The 17,753-nt window shown below is 49.2% G+C and carries 16 protein-coding genes and 1 riboswitch; of the genes, 6 read left to right on the top strand and 10 right to left on the bottom strand.

Features of this window, described 5'->3' with window-relative positions; genetic code table 11:
* Positions 1 to 29 precede the first annotated feature (29 nt).
* From D888_RS0107905 to D888_RS0107870, 8 genes are all read right to left on the bottom strand, one after another.
* The gene (locus D888_RS0107905; protein ID WP_156826967.1) at positions 30 to 1,082 is read right to left on the bottom strand and encodes a hypothetical protein; all 1,053 of its coding nucleotides are present in this window, start codon (positions 1,080 to 1,082) and stop codon (positions 30 to 32) included.
* Between the two features lie 8 nt (positions 1,083 to 1,090).
* Positions 1,091 to 3,511: a spermidine synthase family protein gene (locus D888_RS0107900; RefSeq protein ID WP_020676009.1), complete on the bottom strand. Its 2,421-nt coding sequence runs from the start codon at positions 3,509 to 3,511 to the stop codon at positions 1,091 to 1,093.
* Positions 3,504 to 5,345: an outer membrane protein assembly factor BamB family protein gene (locus D888_RS0107895; protein ID WP_020676008.1), complete on the bottom strand. Its 1,842-nt coding sequence runs from the start codon at positions 5,343 to 5,345 to the stop codon at positions 3,504 to 3,506. The genes D888_RS0107900 and D888_RS0107895 overlap by 8 nt, the downstream gene beginning before the upstream one ends.
* Before the next feature lie 137 nt (positions 5,346 to 5,482).
* Positions 5,483 to 6,964 carry a CRTAC1 family protein gene (locus D888_RS0107890; RefSeq protein WP_020676007.1) on the bottom strand — a complete coding sequence of 494 codons (1,482 nt, stop codon included), beginning with the start codon at positions 6,962 to 6,964 and terminating at the stop codon, positions 5,483 to 5,485.
* Positions 6,965 to 7,264: 300 nt separating this feature from the next.
* Positions 7,265 to 8,221 (bottom strand): permease, encoded by a 957-nt coding sequence (locus D888_RS0107885; RefSeq protein WP_020676006.1) that lies wholly within the window; start codon positions 8,219 to 8,221, stop codon positions 7,265 to 7,267.
* 3 nt (positions 8,222 to 8,224) lie between these two features.
* Positions 8,225 to 8,626 carry an FmdE family protein gene (locus D888_RS0107880; RefSeq protein WP_156826966.1) on the bottom strand — a complete coding sequence of 134 codons (402 nt, stop codon included), beginning with the start codon at positions 8,624 to 8,626 and terminating at the stop codon, positions 8,225 to 8,227.
* Positions 8,627 to 8,647: 21 nt separating this feature from the next.
* The gene (locus D888_RS0107875) at positions 8,648 to 9,529 is read right to left on the bottom strand and encodes an AAA family ATPase (RefSeq protein WP_020676004.1); all 882 of its coding nucleotides are present in this window, start codon (positions 9,527 to 9,529) and stop codon (positions 8,648 to 8,650) included.
* Between the two features lie 114 nt (positions 9,530 to 9,643).
* Positions 9,644 to 9,967 (bottom strand): hypothetical protein, encoded by a 324-nt coding sequence (locus D888_RS0107870; RefSeq protein ID WP_020676003.1) that lies wholly within the window; start codon positions 9,965 to 9,967, stop codon positions 9,644 to 9,646.
* A gap of 142 nt (positions 9,968 to 10,109) precedes the next feature.
* Positions 10,110 to 10,217: riboswitch (TPP riboswitch) on the top strand.
* 69 nt (positions 10,218 to 10,286) lie between these two features.
* On the opposite strand from D888_RS0107870, the gene thiF reads away from it, so the two are divergent.
* Genes thiF through D888_RS0107840 form a run of 6 tightly spaced genes read left to right on the top strand, consistent with a single transcriptional unit; the run spans position 10,287 to position 15,699 of the window.
* The gene (thiF, locus tag D888_RS0107865) at positions 10,287 to 11,102 is read left to right on the top strand and encodes a sulfur carrier protein ThiS adenylyltransferase ThiF (protein ID WP_020676002.1); all 816 of its coding nucleotides are present in this window, start codon (positions 10,287 to 10,289) and stop codon (positions 11,100 to 11,102) included.
* Positions 11,099 to 11,299: a sulfur carrier protein ThiS gene (gene thiS / locus D888_RS0107860; RefSeq protein ID WP_020676001.1), complete on the top strand. Its 201-nt coding sequence runs from the start codon at positions 11,099 to 11,101 to the stop codon at positions 11,297 to 11,299. Before thiF ends, thiS begins: the two co-directional genes overlap by 4 nt.
* A gap of 25 nt (positions 11,300 to 11,324) precedes the next feature.
* Complete coding sequence (locus D888_RS0107855; RefSeq protein ID WP_020676000.1) at positions 11,325 to 12,098, top strand: thiazole synthase; 774 nt, start codon at positions 11,325 to 11,327, stop codon at positions 12,096 to 12,098.
* On the top strand, positions 12,099 to 13,226 hold the full coding sequence (gene thiH / locus D888_RS0107850) for a 2-iminoacetate synthase ThiH (protein WP_020675999.1): 1,128 nt from the start codon (positions 12,099 to 12,101) through the stop codon (positions 13,224 to 13,226).
* Positions 13,223 to 13,885, top strand: a complete 663-nt coding sequence (thiE, locus tag D888_RS21030) for a thiamine phosphate synthase (protein WP_020675998.1) — start codon at positions 13,223 to 13,225, stop codon at positions 13,883 to 13,885. The genes thiH and thiE overlap by 4 nt, the downstream gene beginning before the upstream one ends.
* A gap of 41 nt (positions 13,886 to 13,926) precedes the next feature.
* On the top strand, positions 13,927 to 15,699 hold the full coding sequence (locus D888_RS0107840) for an SLC13 family permease (RefSeq protein ID WP_020675997.1): 1,773 nt from the start codon (positions 13,927 to 13,929) through the stop codon (positions 15,697 to 15,699).
* A gap of 57 nt (positions 15,700 to 15,756) precedes the next feature.
* Here D888_RS0107840 and D888_RS23580 read toward each other — a convergent pair whose 3' ends face one another.
* Positions 15,757 to 16,884 carry a cytochrome c3 family protein gene (locus D888_RS23580; RefSeq protein WP_245555000.1) on the bottom strand — a complete coding sequence of 376 codons (1,128 nt, stop codon included), beginning with the start codon at positions 16,882 to 16,884 and terminating at the stop codon, positions 15,757 to 15,759.
* Positions 16,885 to 16,920: 36 nt separating this feature from the next.
* Complete coding sequence (locus D888_RS23575) at positions 16,921 to 17,712, bottom strand: cytochrome c3 family protein (RefSeq protein WP_083928808.1); 792 nt, start codon at positions 17,710 to 17,712, stop codon at positions 16,921 to 16,923.
* Positions 17,713 to 17,753 lie beyond the last annotated feature (41 nt).

The following is a 17,753-nucleotide window of genomic DNA, read 5'->3' as shown; positions in this document are numbered from 1 at the left end:
TAACATAAGAAACAGAAGCAGCAGACGCATCACCAAACCTCACGCACCAGGATGTCGCCGAGCTCAGTTGCTTCCCCGGTCGTCGTCTTCACCCGATGGTCGGGACTTTGATCAAAGGTTCCCACCCATTCTCCTGGCTCCAGAGGTCCACCAAAGGTACTGCGTGCGCCGATAAAATACTCTCCACCCTGCTCAAGATAAATTCTGAACTTGCCATCCGCGGTTGTAGGTGATGAGATATAGTTCGGCTTCCCGATCATGCGACTATCGTGATAGGCGAAGAGATAGATCCCTGGAACAGACCTCTGATCCTCATCGACAACTCTCCCACTCACCCAGGTGGTCGTTTTTGCGAACTTGCCCAAGGCTAGACGGCGCTGCCGGGAAGCGCTGGTTACGGGTTCGAGAAGCCATTTCCCCAAATCAGGGTGATCGCCTGTTTTAACAATCAGAGGGTTCCCTGCATACACCCCATTCAGATCACCAGCGCTTAACCCTCCAGCTCTTGACCCATCATCACGCTTACGTGCTGCCAACCAGTAACTTCCGGCCGAGAGATTAAGTACGAAGCGCCCGTTACTATCTGCGCGTACTACCTGACCATAGGCCGGACCGGTCAAAGCACCCCCATGGGTATAGACATATACAAAGGCATCAGGTTGAGGTTGACCCGCATACATAAGCTGCCCACGCGCAACTGTCTTGCCATCGGCAGAAATAGCTCCCTCAAAGCCGACCTCTCGTAGTGAAAGGTTGTCTATGGAACTGTAGCCCTTTTTCACCACCACCGGGTTTTTCGGGTACTCAATCATCAACATACGATTAACCCCGCCACCCTGTTCCTTCTTCTTGCCCACCAGATAATAAGCGCCGGGTGGCAATGCTGCATGAAAAGTCCCTTCAGCATCAGTCGTGGCGACGCTGAAGGGGGAAGATGAACGTTTTTCACCACTTTTCAGATAAAATTCAACCCGAGCCTGACTGACAGGTTTCTGCTCAAACGACAAAACCCCTTCAATGCCAGTCTCCCCTGACGAGCAGGCCTGAACGAACAGGAGCAACACAAGGACCAAAAGACGCATAAAAAAACTCACTGGGCTTGACTCCGTGGGAGCAAAAAACCGGCGACCAGATAGAACCCCGCCCCCATAAGGATCGTGACGTTAAAACCAAAATTCATCGCAACAATAACCGCCAGGATCGTCCCAAGCACACTCGCGGCTCCGTTAATCCCCCAACTCCAGGGGACGGCACTTCCATCGTGGTGCAACAGGGCCATGCCAAGTGGCAAGGGCATACCCAGCAACAGCGCAAGTGGAACCAGAAGCAGAATCGCAATCAGACAACGCATCAGCAACGACAGACCGACCATGCTGGATAAGACACCTGGCAGAAGATAACAGTAAATTGGTATGAGCAAGACAAGTGCCAATAAAATCCGGCGAAGAAAGGTTCTATCCCCGGATTTACTCGCCGAGAGGCGACTACCGATACCCGAAAAAATCAACAATGAAAAAAGAATCACCGCCAGAGAGTAAATCGGTTGGCCAAGGAACAGGATAAAACGACGTAATAATCCGATTTCAATCATCATAAAGCCAAGGCCAAGACAACTAAAGTAACTTGCACGACGCAGGGCAACCACCCCGGTCCCACCTTTTTTTCGGTTCAACAATAGAGGCAACCCAAACACGAGGCCAACCAGTGAGGCGGTAACGAGCAACAGGTTACGTAAAACGAGGATGGCACGATCTTCAAACGGACTCCGCTCTGGAAAGGAGAAAAGGTTCATAAAGGAGGCCGGCTTAAGCATGTAGTAGAAGAAGGGCCGATTATCATCTGTAGGTGTTATATCGAAGGGAAAATCTTGATAGAACTTATCACTGCCATTAGAGGAGATTAACGCTTTGAAGGTTTTATCGCCCTTCTCTTCTCCCGGCAGATAAACAATATCGTAATCCTGTTTCCTGGCGATATCGCGCAAATTTTGCAGTTCGTCCTTGGAGAAGGGGCTCTTCTTCAGCATAAAATTGGCCAGGCCACGTTCTTTGATGACGGCAATGTGCTCAGCCGGGTTCGTGATCCCTTCACGCTTGAGTAATTCAAGCCCCAGAGAGACAAGACGCAAGGTCTCACGTTCAAAGATAAAACGCGAAATCGTCAAAACCCCATGAGGCTTCAAATGGTCCCAATAATCCTGAAACGCTTCAAGGGTATATAAATTATTTTCAGAGAGCGTAAAGGCACCCGCTGCCGGGGGCATCCTGCCGAATACGGCTGAAGCCTGAATAATATCAAAGCGATCTGTGGTCCGGCGAATATAACTACGCCCTTCGGCAATTTGTAATTCAATACCAGGCCGGCGATAAAGAGCCCCGGTAAAATCGGCAAAACGTTCGTTAACGGCTTCAACAATCAAAGGGTTTATTTCAACCGGAACAATCCGCCTGGCACCATTTGCGAGCGCAGTTAAAACATCCTTGCCCCCACCTGGCCCAATAATGAGACTTTCGGCATCAGGACGTAACAGGTAAGCCAGATTGATGACATTTTGTCGAAAAAACCTGAGAGTTTCTTCGCCCTTCCAACGATACATCGTTGTGTAGCCGGTATCATCAACCACCATGCCCAACTGATCAGGAACCGGCCCTCTATAATTACGTGATAATCCCCATGCTCGTCCCATCTCTTCTGCTTGAGCTGGGTAGACTGCAACCCTTGAAAAAGAGTTCCATGAACGCCAGAGGAGGTTAGGTTCATAGCGTCCTCGAACAAAATGGATATCGGCGAAACGGCCGACCTGATTGCCTACCGCCAGCGCCAGGAGCAGGAGGGCAAAAATTGGCAAAAAACGCCGCATGCTGCCCTGCGGAGAACTCAACAAAAAAGCACCCAAAATAAAACAAATTCCAACCACCAACAATCCGGTTATCCCCCCCACCAGATTAAGAATCAGGATAATCAGCAGACAGCCAGATCCAGCGCCGAGCAGATCAAAAAAATAGAGCCTTCCGAGGTGCTGATGATAATGACCAAAAAGGAGGGTTACGACCAGGCCGCTAAAAAAAAAGGGCAAGGCTGTTGCCAGATAGAGTAAAGCCAAAAGCAGCAACTGACTGAGCTCAAAGGATTGCCTGACATTCCCTTGCTGAAAAGGCTGGTAAAAGGGTTGATGAAAAAAGGAGAGGATGCGAAACCCAAACTGAGGGTCAGCGCGAAACCATAAAAAAACACCAAACAAAAGCAGGGTGGAAAGCCCGGCGGCTAGAGCAAAAAAACCAGGTTGCCACAGTCTACCTGCGGAAAACCAGTCTGGCCTCAGGTAAACGAATAATGCCGCAGCGCCAAGACCAAAGAGGGCCAAGCTGATTGCCATTGAGGCGAAATGGTACCACATCAAAACCGAAAAAATTCGGGTCAGAAGCAATTCATACATCAGTGTCGACATGCACAGGATAAAAATGCCCGCACAGAGAGATGAGAACCTTTCGGGGAAAACAATTTTAGTCACTAGCGCTATCCCCTCCCTTGATCAACCTTATGGCATACAGATTCTGGTCACGACTACCGAAATAGAGACGGTTCCCTGCCACCAGGACGCGCGATTGAATCGGGCCGCCCGTCTGAAATGTTGCCAGAATTCGCCCGCTATCGGACTCGATTAAATGCAAGTTTCCGGAATTATCCCCAACGAGTAGTCCGGCGGTACTCAAAACAGGAGAAGCATAAACCGGTGCACCTAAAGAGCGTTTCCATATCACCTCGCCAGAGGCTGTATCTATTTTCCATAGCGTACCCACCGCAGTAACAACATACACGGCGTGCCCAGAAATAAGCGGGGCCGAGTAAAAGCAGGTTTCGCCAAGAGTCAGACGCCAGAGAAGATCACCACGAGGTCCAAGGGCGGTCAAAACCCCTGACTTTTCCAATATAAATAGATTGTCCAATTCAAGAGACGTGGTTGTAAGTAAGGGGGAGGTAAATGACCTTTTCCACAGTAAGGACCCGTCGGAATTCAAAACATGCAGGACATTGTTTCCACTCCCTTGAAAGATCATGCCAGAATGAACCAAAGGAGCCGCCCTTAAGGGCATGCCGGCATCATACTGCCATTTTTTGATCAAGGTCTGACGATCGAAAGCGAACAGCATTCCATTCCAGGCCGGCAGCAAAATTAATTTATCAGTCATTCCCAGCCCCGCCTGCCGATGATCATCGGCGGGACTTCCGGGATATTCATAAACTTGACGGATCAACCCATCGGTTAAATGGACCTGAAATAGTTTCCGACTCCAGTTTTGAAAATATAGCTGGTCATCATCAACCAGCAGACCACCATCAATAACATCTCCAGATTCGGCGCTCCATAAAACTGAACCTGAAGCATCTACAGCCCGGAGCCCACCGTCCCATGAGGCAAAATAAATTTTGCCATCCACGCTAACCGGTGAACTATCAACAAAGCCATCGGTCGGGACTTTCCAGATAAATTGCAGCTGAGCACTATGTTGGACCCCGGCACCAAAGAGCCAAGTGGATCGGGGCCTGATCGTTACGCGTCCAAGCTCGGGATCGTCAATGTGATCGTAAATGACGTTTTCAATCATTTGTGGATCGGAACTACCCCACCAGTTGTCAGAAACCGAGATGTTTTCCGCAAAGAAATCCCCAAGCTGCAAATTGAGGCCGTTATGATAAATGTTGTTTCGGGAAATGACTGATTTGCCCGGCTTTTCGAACAGGAAAATCCCGGCCCCGTTATTACGGATAATGTTATCAACCAAAGTTACTTCTGAATCTCTAAAATTAATCCCCTTGCCACGATTGTACTCAACCAGATTATGCTGAACCAGGAAACGAGAGCGACCCAGCCGACAGCCATCAATATTATGATGAATGTAGCTGTTCCGTATGTGACCACGTGAGAAATGCGCGTGGAGGGTATAGGCACTGTCGCGGAATTCACACCAATCAAATAACAGTTGCTTGGCGAAATCACTTCGAATTTCCAGCCAGTCCGCTGGCTGCGGATTTGATTCGGCCGACAGAAAACGGATGGGAAGCTGCTCAGTTCCAGTAGCGACAAGGCTTCCCTTGACAATGATCGTCGCATCGCCAAGTCCATCACGATCCTTATCACGACGTACAAACCGGACATTGGTTCCCGGTGCAATCGTTAGAGTTACCCCATGCGCGACCGTCACCTCACCGTCGACAAGGATTTCACCCTGCCACAATGTTTCCGTTTTCAATAAAACTTTGCCCTGCAAGAGTAACTTCTCGCTCGGGGTATGAGGCATAGCACATCCGGCGAGCAGTAACAGCAGCGGCATAAGAATAAACATGGGTTTTCCTGTTCAACAGGGAGAATAGAAGATAAGTCACAATTCAGCAGGAAATGTTCCAACTCAATGAGTATCCAGAAAAAAAGAGAGCCGCAATATGCGGCCCTCTTTAAACAACAACAACCAGAAGGGGTAGTCTATTTTTTTGCAACCGCATGGGTTACAGCCGGCTCAACAATTTTAAGCAATTGACCCGGATGAACGCCCTTAACACTTGCTTCTATTCCACTTGGGAATACGGCGACGACATCATAGGTTGCAGCGGCATCAAGTCCAAAGTGAACGACCAGCGGATTCTGAGCACAGAAACCGGTAGCCGTTGCCACATCACGCACAGCAATCAGCTTGCCATCTTTCATGATCTTAATTTTGGTCCCCACGGCGTCGTGGTTCGAGACAGTCCCAACTGCCTTGACCTCAAGCCAATTCCTGTCATTTTGATCATTCAGATAGAGCTTGTTAGGAGCACCCCAGTTGACGACGTAGAGATCAAGATCTCCATCGTTATCAATATCAGCAAAGGCGGTCCCCTTCGTCCGAACGGTCGCGCATTGAAGCTGAGGCTGGTCTCCGGCAACATCGGAAAAATTTCCTTTGCCATCGTTCAGATATAGCTGATTGGCAAGCTTGCAATCACCCTCATAAAGGTCAACGTCGCCGTCGTTATCAATATCACCAAAGGTCGGTCCTTTGCCCCAGCCCTCATGATCTTTTTTGACACGATCAGAAGCCTCAGTAAAGATGCCGTGGCCATTATTCAGATAAAGTCCATTTTTACCGACATAGTTAGAGACAAAGAGGTCGAGATCGCCATCGTTATCAACATCAGCAAAAGCTGCACCAAGGCCCCAGTTCGGATCCCCGACACCCGCTTCACGAGTGACATCTTTAAAGGTTCCGTCCCCGTTATTCAAATAGAGACGATTCGGCTCACCCGCAGGATAGCGGCCATTGACGACATAGAGGTCCTGAAAATTGTCGCCGTTGACATCAGCCCAGACTCCCATCCAGCTCCAGGAAAGATCACCTACCCCGGCAAGATCCGTGACATCGGTAAAAGTACCGTCCCCGTTATTATGATAAAGAATATTTTTTGCACCAGGACCGTAGTTGGCACAATATAGATCCAGACGCCCATCATTATCATAGTCAACAAAGCTGGCCGAATAGGTGAATGCCTTCAGGCCGACACCAGCCTTGTCAGTGACCTCCTCAAACTTGCCATTACCAAGGTTGTGGAACAGACGATTGGCTTCAATTTCATACCGGCCGCCTGTTGCCAGGTAAAGATCAACAAGACCGTCATTATCATAATCGCCAAAGACACTCCCCATGGTAAATCCAGGGTCATCAATACCCGCACCGGCAGTCGCAGTTATGTCTTCAAAGGTGCCATTACCAAGATTGCGATAGAGTTTATTCGCCCCGCCCTTGTTAGACACATAGATGTCAATATAGCCGTCATTATCAATGTCGGCAAAAGCGACGCCTTTACCGAGACCATCATCAGCAACCCCGGCCATTTTGGAAATGTCTGAAAATTCCTGGGCACAAACTGGACCTGCCAGCAGAACAACAGCGGCAAACAAAATAAAAATACGTACGGGCCATCTCATCATCGCAACCTCTCCTTTTTTATATCGATGATCGATAGAACGGATAATCGACAACAGAAATACCAAATAACTGGTTCATAGACATAAACGGCAACAAACAAAAAAGATCTATTAATTTTGAAAAACGTATCACGATAAATAGCCAAGTGACGGTATCGATTCGTCAACTGACGGAAGCATTGGCTGAGAATCAAGGTATTACTGAATTCGAGTCTGAAGTGTGCAAAAATCAAGCCCTTAAAGCTAAGACAAAAAGCTGTCGAGGCCCACAGTTAATAGACCAGAGTTATTCACAAAATCAAGCTAAAGCGTCAGTTGCAGAATTAACCCCATCAATACGGAAAGTCCCAACCCCAGGGCGATAAAAACCAGCAACAAGCGTCGCTCAAACATCGCCCCAAGCGCAATCATCGCGGGCAAACTGGTTACGGGTCCAGCCAGAAGCAAGGTATACGCGGCGCCCTTATCAATACCCATGGCAAGAAGGCCCGATAGAATCGGAATAATCGGGATCTGGTTAGTCGGCAAAGGAAGCCCGATCAGAGCGGCCATGAGCAGTGACCAGAAACTTTTCCCTCCCACCAGAACCTTGACCCAGGAAACAGGTACAAGCGTGACAATAAATGCTTCGATGACAATCGCCAGCAGCAGATAGCGGCCGATAAAGAGGGCGGCATCCAGACTGCGATCAAAAATAAAACGGAGTTGACTCTCACGAGGCACAACCGGCATGCGCTTAACGTGAACGCCAATATTAGCCCCGATTTCAGCCGCGGGAGCCAAAGAACCATCATCTCGAAAAACGGGTTTCAGCAAAATCATCTCACTGCTCAACCAGCCTCGTCGTTCACACGCCAGGATTACGAACCCGGAGACCAGCCCAAGCACAGCAGCCCCGATAATTTTATAGATGGCCCATTCGGCCCCGAGTCCGCTCCAGGTTAAAAGCAGAGCATCGGGCCCCATGATTGGAGAGGTTACCAATAGCGCCATTAGTGGCGCCAGAGGGGTTCCGACCATAGCTAAGGTGATGAACACGGGTAAAATACCGCAGGCACATAATGGGGAGACCATCCCGATCAAAACCGCCAGCGGGATGGCATAACTGCCAGCCCGCACAACGGAATCGCGGATTTTCAGATCAAGTTTATAACCTTTAATTAATCCGACCAGCGATGCCGAGAGCAGAAATATCCACCACATTTTAGTGGTTTCAAGCCACACGACATCAATGAACTGCTGCCACCAGGGAGCATTCAAGGGTCAGCCCTCACCTGAAGTGATCTTGAGCAGAAAATCTTCATCGGCCGAACGCAGTTGAGCCAGGAGGCACTCACGCTCGGGCTCAGTAACCAGCGTTCGATATGAGGCGGCAAGAGCCAACGCGGTTGACTTCAGTTCTATTTGCCAATGAGTGTTGCTTGAGTCAGAACAATAAAGTCGGTGTTGATTCAGGTCAAGCACCTCCAATAACTCGGTCCCCAAGGCCAGTCGAATGCCGTCGGCCGCACAGGTCTTCGCATCATAGGAAGCCGACTGCAGGTTGCCTGCAATACACCTTCGTGCAGCCCAGCCAAGCCGCACGCCCAGAGTGCTCATCGGGCAGTAATGCCCGTGCTTCGCAGCCAGAGAGACAAACAGACTTTGCGGTGGGAGTTCGGCCAAAATCAACGCACAACCCGGAAGTTAAAACGCATAATGATGAGGACAATCGTTCTCGTAGATCTCATGATAAACTCTCGTCATATCAGGAGTTAACCAGTACCTCACCTCTTTCAACGATTTTAAAAAGTGGGCCATGGTGACAGCTGAAGAATCTTCCTTGATCGCATTGATTGTAGCACGCTTACACAGACTTTCGGCATCCCAGCCAACGTATCCCTCAGAGAGTTCAGCCAGTTTGTCACGATCGACGTCTTCCGCCAGATTTGGCATCTGATTCAGGTAAATATCGAGCATGGCGCGTCGATCTATGACACGCGGCGGATGAACAAAGACTTTACGATTGAAGCGTTTTTTCTCCTTGATAATAGCCTGATCAACCGTATCAATGCGATAGCAACTTCCGATCAGCATCACGTTACCAACCTGATTAATCCGGTCGATCTGCTCGACAAAGAGTCGATTCAACTCCTTGGTTGCAAAGGTTGGTGGGATCCCTCGCAAATTGCCCGGGCCCCACTCATAATTGCAATTCTCACGCGGAGCCAGCCATTCACAATCGGAGATAAACAAAACACAGGGGGCTTCGTGAATAGCGGTATCAAAAGCCTCAACAAGTTCCTCGGCTTTCCCCAGCATTTCCTGCCCGCTGATATATACAAAAGAGGCACCAGCCTCCTTGGCACAAGCTTCCGCCAACATAGTGATTCCAACACCAAGCGGCCCCCACATCATAACCCCGGCGGGAATACCCAGTTGATGTTGCGCAATCATTTCAGGCTTTAACAAGGGGAGGCATACCATCTCTTTAAGGATCTCTTTGACCTCGGCAAAACCACCGATATCATCCCAATCAAGAACGGGTTTTCGAACTTCATAAAAAATATTTTCAAGCTTCTTATGCATTTGCCTCATCCAACGTTAAGGGGGAGATCACAGGAACAGATGACATCAGGACAGCAGGTAAAAACACCGCCATGAGCTTGTAAATCTTTGAGCAACAAATATGCCATTATTTTATCAAAGATCGTTCAATAAACGGTAGATCTGCTGTTCAACGTCCCAAATTAAAGCACCTTCTTCGCTCTTGTCAGCCTCTTCATAGAGCACCCGAGCACGATCAAAAGTCGAATGAACCTGCAACAGAACCGGTGACAGCTTGTGTTCAAGTTTCATCTGCGGAATCTCCCCTGCCTGTTCGCTCCACTCCGCAAGCTCCTCAGACCCTTTTCTCAAAAGATTAACCGCGCGGTCAATTCTCGTTCCATCAGGCTGACAACTGAATTTTTGCACCAGCGCACTTGCACACAGGGCAATCTGCCGAAAACGATCAGCAACTTTCATTTAACTGGCCCTTCCTTCCCTTGAAAAAATCGACATCCTAAAGCAATTACATGACAAAAACAATTCTCTGCCTGCGGATTGATGGTACCGTCCTTATTATTGACTTTAACCCGTTACGCCTGCTAGCTTTAGCCGAATTAAATAAAAGCCCTGGGGGCGTGCCTGACACTGAGAGCTTTACATGACGTAAAGCGACCCCTTGTACCTGATCCGGGTCATACCGGCGTAGGGAAGCGGCATGCTTCAGCGATCTTTTTTGGATTTCGCAGGCCGCAGCTTATGCGGCCTTTTTTCATTTTAGAACTGTAAAATACCAAAAATGTCTTTAGTCAAAATCCACTTAAATGAAAATCCCCTTGAGTTGCAGGCACAAACAACCCTGCAACAGTTGCGCGCAGAGCTAAAACCCAATGCGGATCTGATGATTGTCAACGGTTTCCCGGCAACTGGAGACTATGAGCTCAGAAACGGCGACCAGGTTGTCATGATAAAACGCGGTGAAATCCCTTCCGCTGAGAATCTGGAAGCTCTGATGATGGCGCGGCACACTCCTGGAGTCCATGCTCGTATTGCAAAAAGCTGCGTCGGCATTGCAGGCGCAGGAGGATTGGGGTCCAACATTGCAATCGCCCTTGCCCGTGTTGGAGTCGGGAAACTCATCATTGCTGATTTTGATCTGATTGAACCATCCAACCTTAACCGACAACAATATTTTATTGACCAGATTGGACTTCCGAAAGTCACCGCACTCAAACAGAATCTCCTACGAATCAACCCCTATGTCGAAGTTGAAACCTTTATCGAACGCATCAACCCACAAAACCTAACAAAAATTTTCGCCAGCATTGATGTAATGGTCGAAGCCTTCGATGCTCCAGATCAAAAAGCGATGCTGACAGCTGCGCATCTGCAACAGACGTCAAGCTGTCCCCTGGTCGCGGCCTCGGGGATGGCCGGGTTTGCCTCATCAAACAGCATCCAAACCCACCGCATTCGTGACAACTTTTATGTAATTGGCGACCTGGAAACGGCCGCTCAACCGGGACAAGGCCTGATGGCTCCCCGTGTGAGTATTGCGGCAGGTCATCAGGCCAATGCCGTACTACGTCTCTTGCTGGGAGAAGAACCCTCATGAAACTTTTGATCAATGGTAGTTCTCATGAATTGGCAGACAGGCTGACCATTAGTCAATTATTGGAGCAGTTAAAACTTTATCCCGATAGAGTTGTTCTTGAACTTAACTTGAAGATCCTTACCGCAACCGAAAATCTGGACAAAGAACTATGCGATGGGGATCAGCTTGAAATTATTCAGTTTGTTGGTGGGGGCTGACATGCACACAAAAAGGACAGAACCTATGGATTCTCTTGTTATTGCGGGTCGTCACTTCAACTCACGTCTCATGGTGGGAACCGGCAAGTTTTCTTCGCATTCAGCCATGCAGTCTGCGATGGGCGCTTCGGGGTGCGAAATTGTCACCGTTGCCTTACGCCGGGTTGACATTAACAACCCTGGTGACAACATGCTGCAGCATATAGATCGCGAGCGTTACCTGCTCCTTCCAAACACGAGTGGTGCCCGCGATGCCGAAGAAGCCGTGCGCCTGGCCCGCCTGGCCCGGGCCGCAGGCTGCGAGCCCTGGATAAAGCTGGAAGTGACCCCTGACCCTTATTATCTGTTGCCCGATCCGATCGAGACCTTAAAAGCCGCAATTATTTTAATCAAAGAGGGCTTCAATGTCCTCCCCTACATGCCGGCCGATCCGGTTCTAGCCCGCCGCCTTGAAGAAGCCGGGACTGTGACTCTGATGCCACTGGGTGCGCCGATCGGGACCAATCGGGGATTAAGAACCCGTGACCTGATCGCAATCATCATCGAGCAGGCCAATATCCCGGTTGTGGTCGATGCCGGACTGGGGGCTCCCTCCCATGCCGCCGAGGCGATGGAGATGGGTGCCGATGCTGTTCTGGTTAATACTGCACTCGCTGATACCGCCAATCCGACACTTATGGGCGAGGCCTTCAAAAAGGGAGTTGAGGCCGGTCGTCTGGCCTATCTTGCGGGTCTTGGTCCTCAGCGTGTCAAAGCCCAAGCGTCCAGTCCTCTTACCGGGTTTCTGAGGGAGGAATAAGTGAGTTTTTACACTCTCCTTCAGCAATATCCGGCATCAGACCTTAAAAAGCGTCTTTATGAAATTTCGCCGGAAGATATCGACCGTGCATTATCTCAGCAAAAACTATCGGTCGCTGATTTCATCTGCCTGCTGTCACCCAAGATCAATAATGACCAACTTGAAACTCTGGCTGGCATTGCGCACCGCATCACCAGTCAGCGCTTCGGTCGGACGATTCAACTCTACGCCCCACTCTACCTTTCAAATGAATGCCACAATGGCTGTAAATATTGCGGTTTCAGTGCCGACAACCACGATCTTCGTAGAAAAACCCTGAATGACGATGAGATCCTGCGTGAAGGCGATCACCTGCACCGCCAAGGGTTCAGACACATACTGCTGTTGACCGGTGAAGCCCCTGAAGCCGCCGGAGTTGACTATCTTGAACATGCAGTAAAACTCCTTTCAGCGAAATTCAGTTCACTCTCAATTGAAGTTTTCCCGATGTCGCGCGACGATTATCAACGTCTTGAACATGTTGGTATCGATGGATTAGCCCTTTACCAGGAGACTTATGACCAGAGGCTCTATCCGGAACTGCACCCCTTCGGCCCGAAGAGTGATTTCCGCTATCGCCTGGAGGCTCCGGAAAGAGCCGGTGAAGCAGGTCTCAGACGGATAGGCATAGGTGCTCTCCTTGGGCTTGGCGATTATTTGACCGACGCCTTTTACACAGGCCTGCACGCCCGCTATCTTATGCACCGCTTCTGGCGCACACAGGTCAGCATCTCATTTCCGCGCCTTCGCCCTGCTGAGGGCGGTTTTGCCCCACGCTCAATAGTCACCGATCGTCAGCTAACACAACTCATCTGCGCATTACGCCTTTTTTTGCCTGACGCTGGATTGATCCTGTCGACGCGCGAAAGCGCCGAACTGAGAGACAATCTCCTCCCCCTCGGCATTACCCAGATGAGCGCCGGGTCCTGCACCGCACCCGGGGGGTATGAAGGGGATGAAGGAGATGGCGAACAGTTTGCTATCAGCGATCATCGCAGTCCAGAGGAGATCCGTGTCCTTCTCGCCGAACGTGGCTATGAAGCCGTCTGGAAAGATTGGGATGGCGCCTTTCTCGGGCAACCGGAATGAGCGGAGGCACCACGTCAGATCTCCCTTCGCTTTACCTGATTACCGATCGAAAATTGACGTCCCCGGATCTGCTTTTTGTTCTTGAAGCCGCCCTGAAGGCGGGGGTCAGATTGCTGCAATTGCGAGAGAAAGATCTCTCCCCTTCCGCGCTTCGCGCTCTTGCCGGGAAGGTTCTGATTCTAACAAGGTCCTATGGCGCAAAACTGTTATTGAATGGATCGCTGGAACTTGCCATTGAAATAGGCGCCGACGGTGTACAGCTTGGGATTGACACCGAGAAAGTCTTCGAAGCACGAAAAATCCTTGGCCAGCGTGCCCTGATTGGTTTCTCGGCGCACAGCCCCCAGGAAGTCGAAGATGCAGCCTCCCAAGGCGCCGATTTTGCGACCTTTGGCCCTGTCTATTTTACAGCGTCTAAAGCTCAATATGGCCCGCCTCAGGGTCTCAATGCGTTGCAAGAACTCTGCAATACGTCCTCAATTCCCATCTATGCTTTGGGTGGGATCAATCCCGACCGCATCAATGAAGTCATCAATGCAGGAGCATACGGTGTCGCTCTTATTTCAGCGGTTATGGCTGAGGGAGACCCTCACAAGGCAGTGCGACTCATCCTGCAAAAAATGACAACTAGTCATGCACAGTTGAGGAATACCCTTTGATCGACTAGAGTTATAAGAATTATAGCGTTGTTGGAGGTCGTGTGGATGCGCTACTGGTTCTTGTAATCCTGTCCGTTTCCATTTTTCTCTTCGCCTGTAATTGGCTAAGGGTTGACCTCGTCAGCCTGATGATTTTATTAGCTCTCGGTATCACAGAGCTAGTTTCCCCGATGGAAGCTTTTTCTGGCTTCAGCAATCCTGCAGTCATCACAGTCGCCGTTATGTTTATCATTAGTGCAGGCCTAACCCACACGGGAGCGCTACAGCCACTAACCACAAGACTTCTGAATATTTCCGGACAGAATGAACGCTATATGGTAATGACCATCATGGCGACTTCAGCAGTTTTTTCTGCATTTATCAACAATATCGCCGCCACGGCGTTGCTTATGCCGCTCGCCATTGAAATGGGGAAAAAAGGAAATGTGAGCCCGTCAAAACTCCTTATGCCCCTCGCCTTCGGATCGCTTCTAGGTGGGGTGTGCACCCTGATTGGCACACCGCCTAATCTTTTGGCCAATGCGCTGTTAAAACAACATGCAAATAGTTCCTTCACAATGTTTGATTATTCTCCGGTAGGAATTCTTCTTCTGATTACGGGAATCTTCTACATGATGACTCTGGGTCGTCGTTTACTGCCAGAACGCAAATCAGGCATCCTCACGACTGCATATCAGGTTAAAGAGTATATCGCAGAGGTCGAGGTCCTCCCAAGATCACTGATTGCAAATAAAACCATTGCAGCGTCACGACTTGAAGAAAATCACAAGCTTAAAGTAAGAGCAATATTACGTGGACGCCAAAATTTTCCGTTTCCGCACAAAAATCGCAAAATCTTGGCCGGGGATATCCTGTTTATCGAAGGAAATCCGAAAACAATTTTAGAATTGCATCGTGCGGAAGGACTACAGGTCGTCCCGGAAAAAGAATATCCGAAAAACCCTCAACGCGTTCGTGAAGATGTGCTGGTTATTGAAGCGTCATTAACCCCAACCAGTGAAATGGTAGGAAAGACGCTGCGCCGAGTGAAATTTGCAGACACCTATGGTTTAACGGTTTTAGCCATCTGGCGTTCAGGAGCGCCCGTAGTACGAAAAGTTGATCATGTGACCTTACGCTTTGGCGATGTCCTCCTCCTTCAGGGGACTCGGGATCATGTGCTACACCTCAGTCAAAGCCACGGATTTTTATTACTGGGAAACATTGAAACCAGCCCCTATCGCCCTCACAGAGGGCCAGCCTCAATCGCAATTCTGGCGGGTGCTATTTTATTAGCCACAACTGGAGTAATGCCGATCATGCTCTCGGCGACGCTTGGCGCCCTGTTAATGGTCCTCTCTGGGTGTCTCACAATCAAGGAAGCCTACGAAAGTATCGACTGGTCCATTATCCTTCTCATCGCGGGAACTCTTCCATTGGGGATCGCAATGGAAAGCAGTGGCCTGGCACAAAAGCTGGCAACAACCCTGATAAACTCTGCCGGCGATCTCGGCGCCTGGCCAATCCTGGCGATTCTGATATTTTTGACCTTAATCCTCACCGCGATTATGAGTAACGCAGCCACTGTGGTTTTGCTGGCACCTGTCGCCTATAGTTGCGCTGTCTCGTTAACAGTAGACCCCAAGCCGTTCTTTATGGGGATTGCAGTCGCGGCATCCATCTGCTTCATTTCTCCCATCGGTCACCAGTCCAATGCTCTCGTGATGGGTCCGGGTGGCTATAAATTTTTTGATTACACCCGCGTTGGTGTAGGCCTTAATCTTCTTTGCTGGTCTCTGGCGTCACTCCTTATCCCGCTTGTCTTCCCCTTTTAAACAAAAAAACCTCCGATCAAAAAGACCGGAGGTTAAATATTTTATGAGGATAAAAAGCTAATAATTCTTAGGTCCGTGATCAACCCCGTGGCAACTGAGGGCGCAAGAACCATGACGACTCGAAACGCCAACAGCTTTAAATTGAAGGTTACCTGCAGCATTCGGCCTGACTACGTCCAGATTGAAGCGGATCAAAAATTGATTGACACTGCTACCGTGAGCGTCGTGACAGGTAAAACAACTGGTTCCAGCAAAATTACGCGTACCGTTTCCCTGAATATGTAACGCATGATATGCAAAACTTTCATTGCCAAGAATACTGCTACGATCATGACAACGATAACACAGTGCGTAAGCACGTTGGTTTTCGTTTCGGCCGTCTTCCATCTCATAATTATCGACCAACAGGCCACGGTAAATTGAACCATGAGGACCTCTCGGACCGTTGCTGTCATCACTTCCGTGGCAATCACTACAGCTAATAATCGAAACGTCACCAGGTTGCTCCTTACGTGCTTTATAGGGCGACTTGAGACTGATTACATACGAGTTGGCCCCCTCTCCCTCAATCGGATGAAAAGAAGGATTTGAGCGACGGAACTCTTCTCTTTTGTTACTGGAGTCAGCGGGGAGATTTGCGCTATCGGCATGACATTTATAACAAAGTTCATATTCTTTTGTTATGCCGGTGTTAAAATTACCAAGCCCTCGCTTGCTGATGCCTCGATAAGGGGCGTTCTTCCGCAACTGATGCGGCTCATGGCAGTCGATACATTCCGAATGACGGCGCGCGTTGACCAGCTCTTCAGGGAGCACTTCCCGCTGCTGATGAACCCCACTAGTGGCTAGCACTGGATGATTATAGGGTTTACTTAATTCATAACCAATATCCTTTAAATCAACCCTCGCATTTTTATCAAGAAAACCTGAAATTTGCATTTGTTGACGCGAGCTAGAATTGCCATGACAGGTCAAGCAAACTTTCTCTTCGCCTTGAATAGACATATTCATACCACGATGACAAGCTCTGCAGGATTTAGGCAAGATCCGTTTATCACCATGAACACCTGTCATCAGACCTTTGTCTGATGATGCGGCAACACATTTCACCCCACCAGGCAAAGGGGAAAGTAAAAACAGGATTACACCACATAATAGTGATGCACGTAGTAAAATATGTCGCAAGATAAATGCCTTCCCCAATAAAAATTAAAGTACAAATCAGTGATTCGGAAATGACAGTGGCGGAGTTGCCCATGAATTCCAGTCACCACTTACATGACATTCATTACAGGTATTGTCATAATCAGTCGCTTCTACGCCAGTAACATTATTGGCCCAAAAAGGAAGAGTGTACGTCGTTCCATTGTTGGTATCGTTGTGAGGATCATGGCAGGTAGTGCACTGCATACGTTCATTGCCATCCAGGGTTGTTTTAGAGCCCGCGAGGGGAAGTTTATATGTCGCGAGACCATGAGATGGCAAGGCCTCGGCAACGTTGATTGCATCTTTTACTGCGGCACTATACACAAAAGAAATGGGATGAGATTTTGATAGATCAATCGTCGTCTTGGATGAGGTCGCGGTATCATAGGCGCCAAGAGTGTCATAATTCATGATAATTTTTGAGGTTTGGGAAATTACCGCACCGACCGAACTCACTCCATCGTGGCAGGATAGGCACATTCGAGATGCCCCGTTAGGATATTTTGTCTGGTCAGCGGCGCTATATCCGGCCGCAGGAATATTTTGTATTTCCAAAGTCGGTGAAGCATAAAGAGGAAAGTTTGTTTGCGCTGGGTCCTGACGGTTCCAAAGCGGAGACTGAGGGGAGGCACCATGGGGGGTATGGCAAAAGACGCAGATGCGAGTTTCGGTAGTGGCCATAACACCACCCGAACCTTTTGAAAGATTATGTCTATTCCCTGGAGCAGTAAGTGGTATTGCAAGCGCTTGCCCATAGAGGATCAGGCTAAACAACAACGCTTGGCTGAGTATAAAAAATCGTTTCATTTGTTCTCCACAGGAATTTAACAATCATCGGTTGAAACTGG

The sequence above is a fragment of the Geopsychrobacter electrodiphilus DSM 16401 genome, from assembly GCF_000384395.1.
Taxonomy (GTDB): domain Bacteria; phylum Desulfobacterota; class Desulfuromonadia; order Desulfuromonadales; family Geopsychrobacteraceae; genus Geopsychrobacter; species Geopsychrobacter electrodiphilus.
This window is presented reverse-complemented; position numbering and strand designations above follow the sequence as displayed.

Coding starts and splice junctions, on each gene's coding strand:
- D888_RS23575 (WP_083928808.1), bottom strand. CDS start 17,712: ATGAAACGATTTTTTATACTCAGCCAAGCGTTGTTGTTTAGCCTGATC.
- D888_RS0107890 (WP_020676007.1), bottom strand. CDS start 6,964: ATGATGAGATGGCCCGTACGTATTTTTATTTTGTTTGCCGCTGTTGTT.
- D888_RS0107875 (WP_020676004.1), bottom strand. CDS start 9,529: ATGCATAAGAAGCTTGAAAATATTTTTTATGAAGTTCGAAAACCCGTT.
- D888_RS0107870 (WP_020676003.1), bottom strand. CDS start 9,967: ATGAAAGTTGCTGATCGTTTTCGGCAGATTGCCCTGTGTGCAAGTGCG.
- thiE (WP_020675998.1), top strand. CDS start 13,223: ATGAGCGGAGGCACCACGTCAGATCTCCCTTCGCTTTACCTGATTACC.
- thiS (WP_020676001.1), top strand. CDS start 11,099: ATGAAACTTTTGATCAATGGTAGTTCTCATGAATTGGCAGACAGGCTG.
- thiF (WP_020676002.1), top strand. CDS start 10,287: ATGTCTTTAGTCAAAATCCACTTAAATGAAAATCCCCTTGAGTTGCAG.
- D888_RS0107855 (WP_020676000.1), top strand. CDS start 11,325: ATGGATTCTCTTGTTATTGCGGGTCGTCACTTCAACTCACGTCTCATG.
- D888_RS0107905 (WP_156826967.1), bottom strand. CDS start 1,082: ATGCGTCTTTTGGTCCTTGTGTTGCTCCTGTTCGTTCAGGCCTGCTCG.
- D888_RS0107895 (WP_020676008.1), bottom strand. CDS start 5,345: ATGTTTATTCTTATGCCGCTGCTGTTACTGCTCGCCGGATGTGCTATG.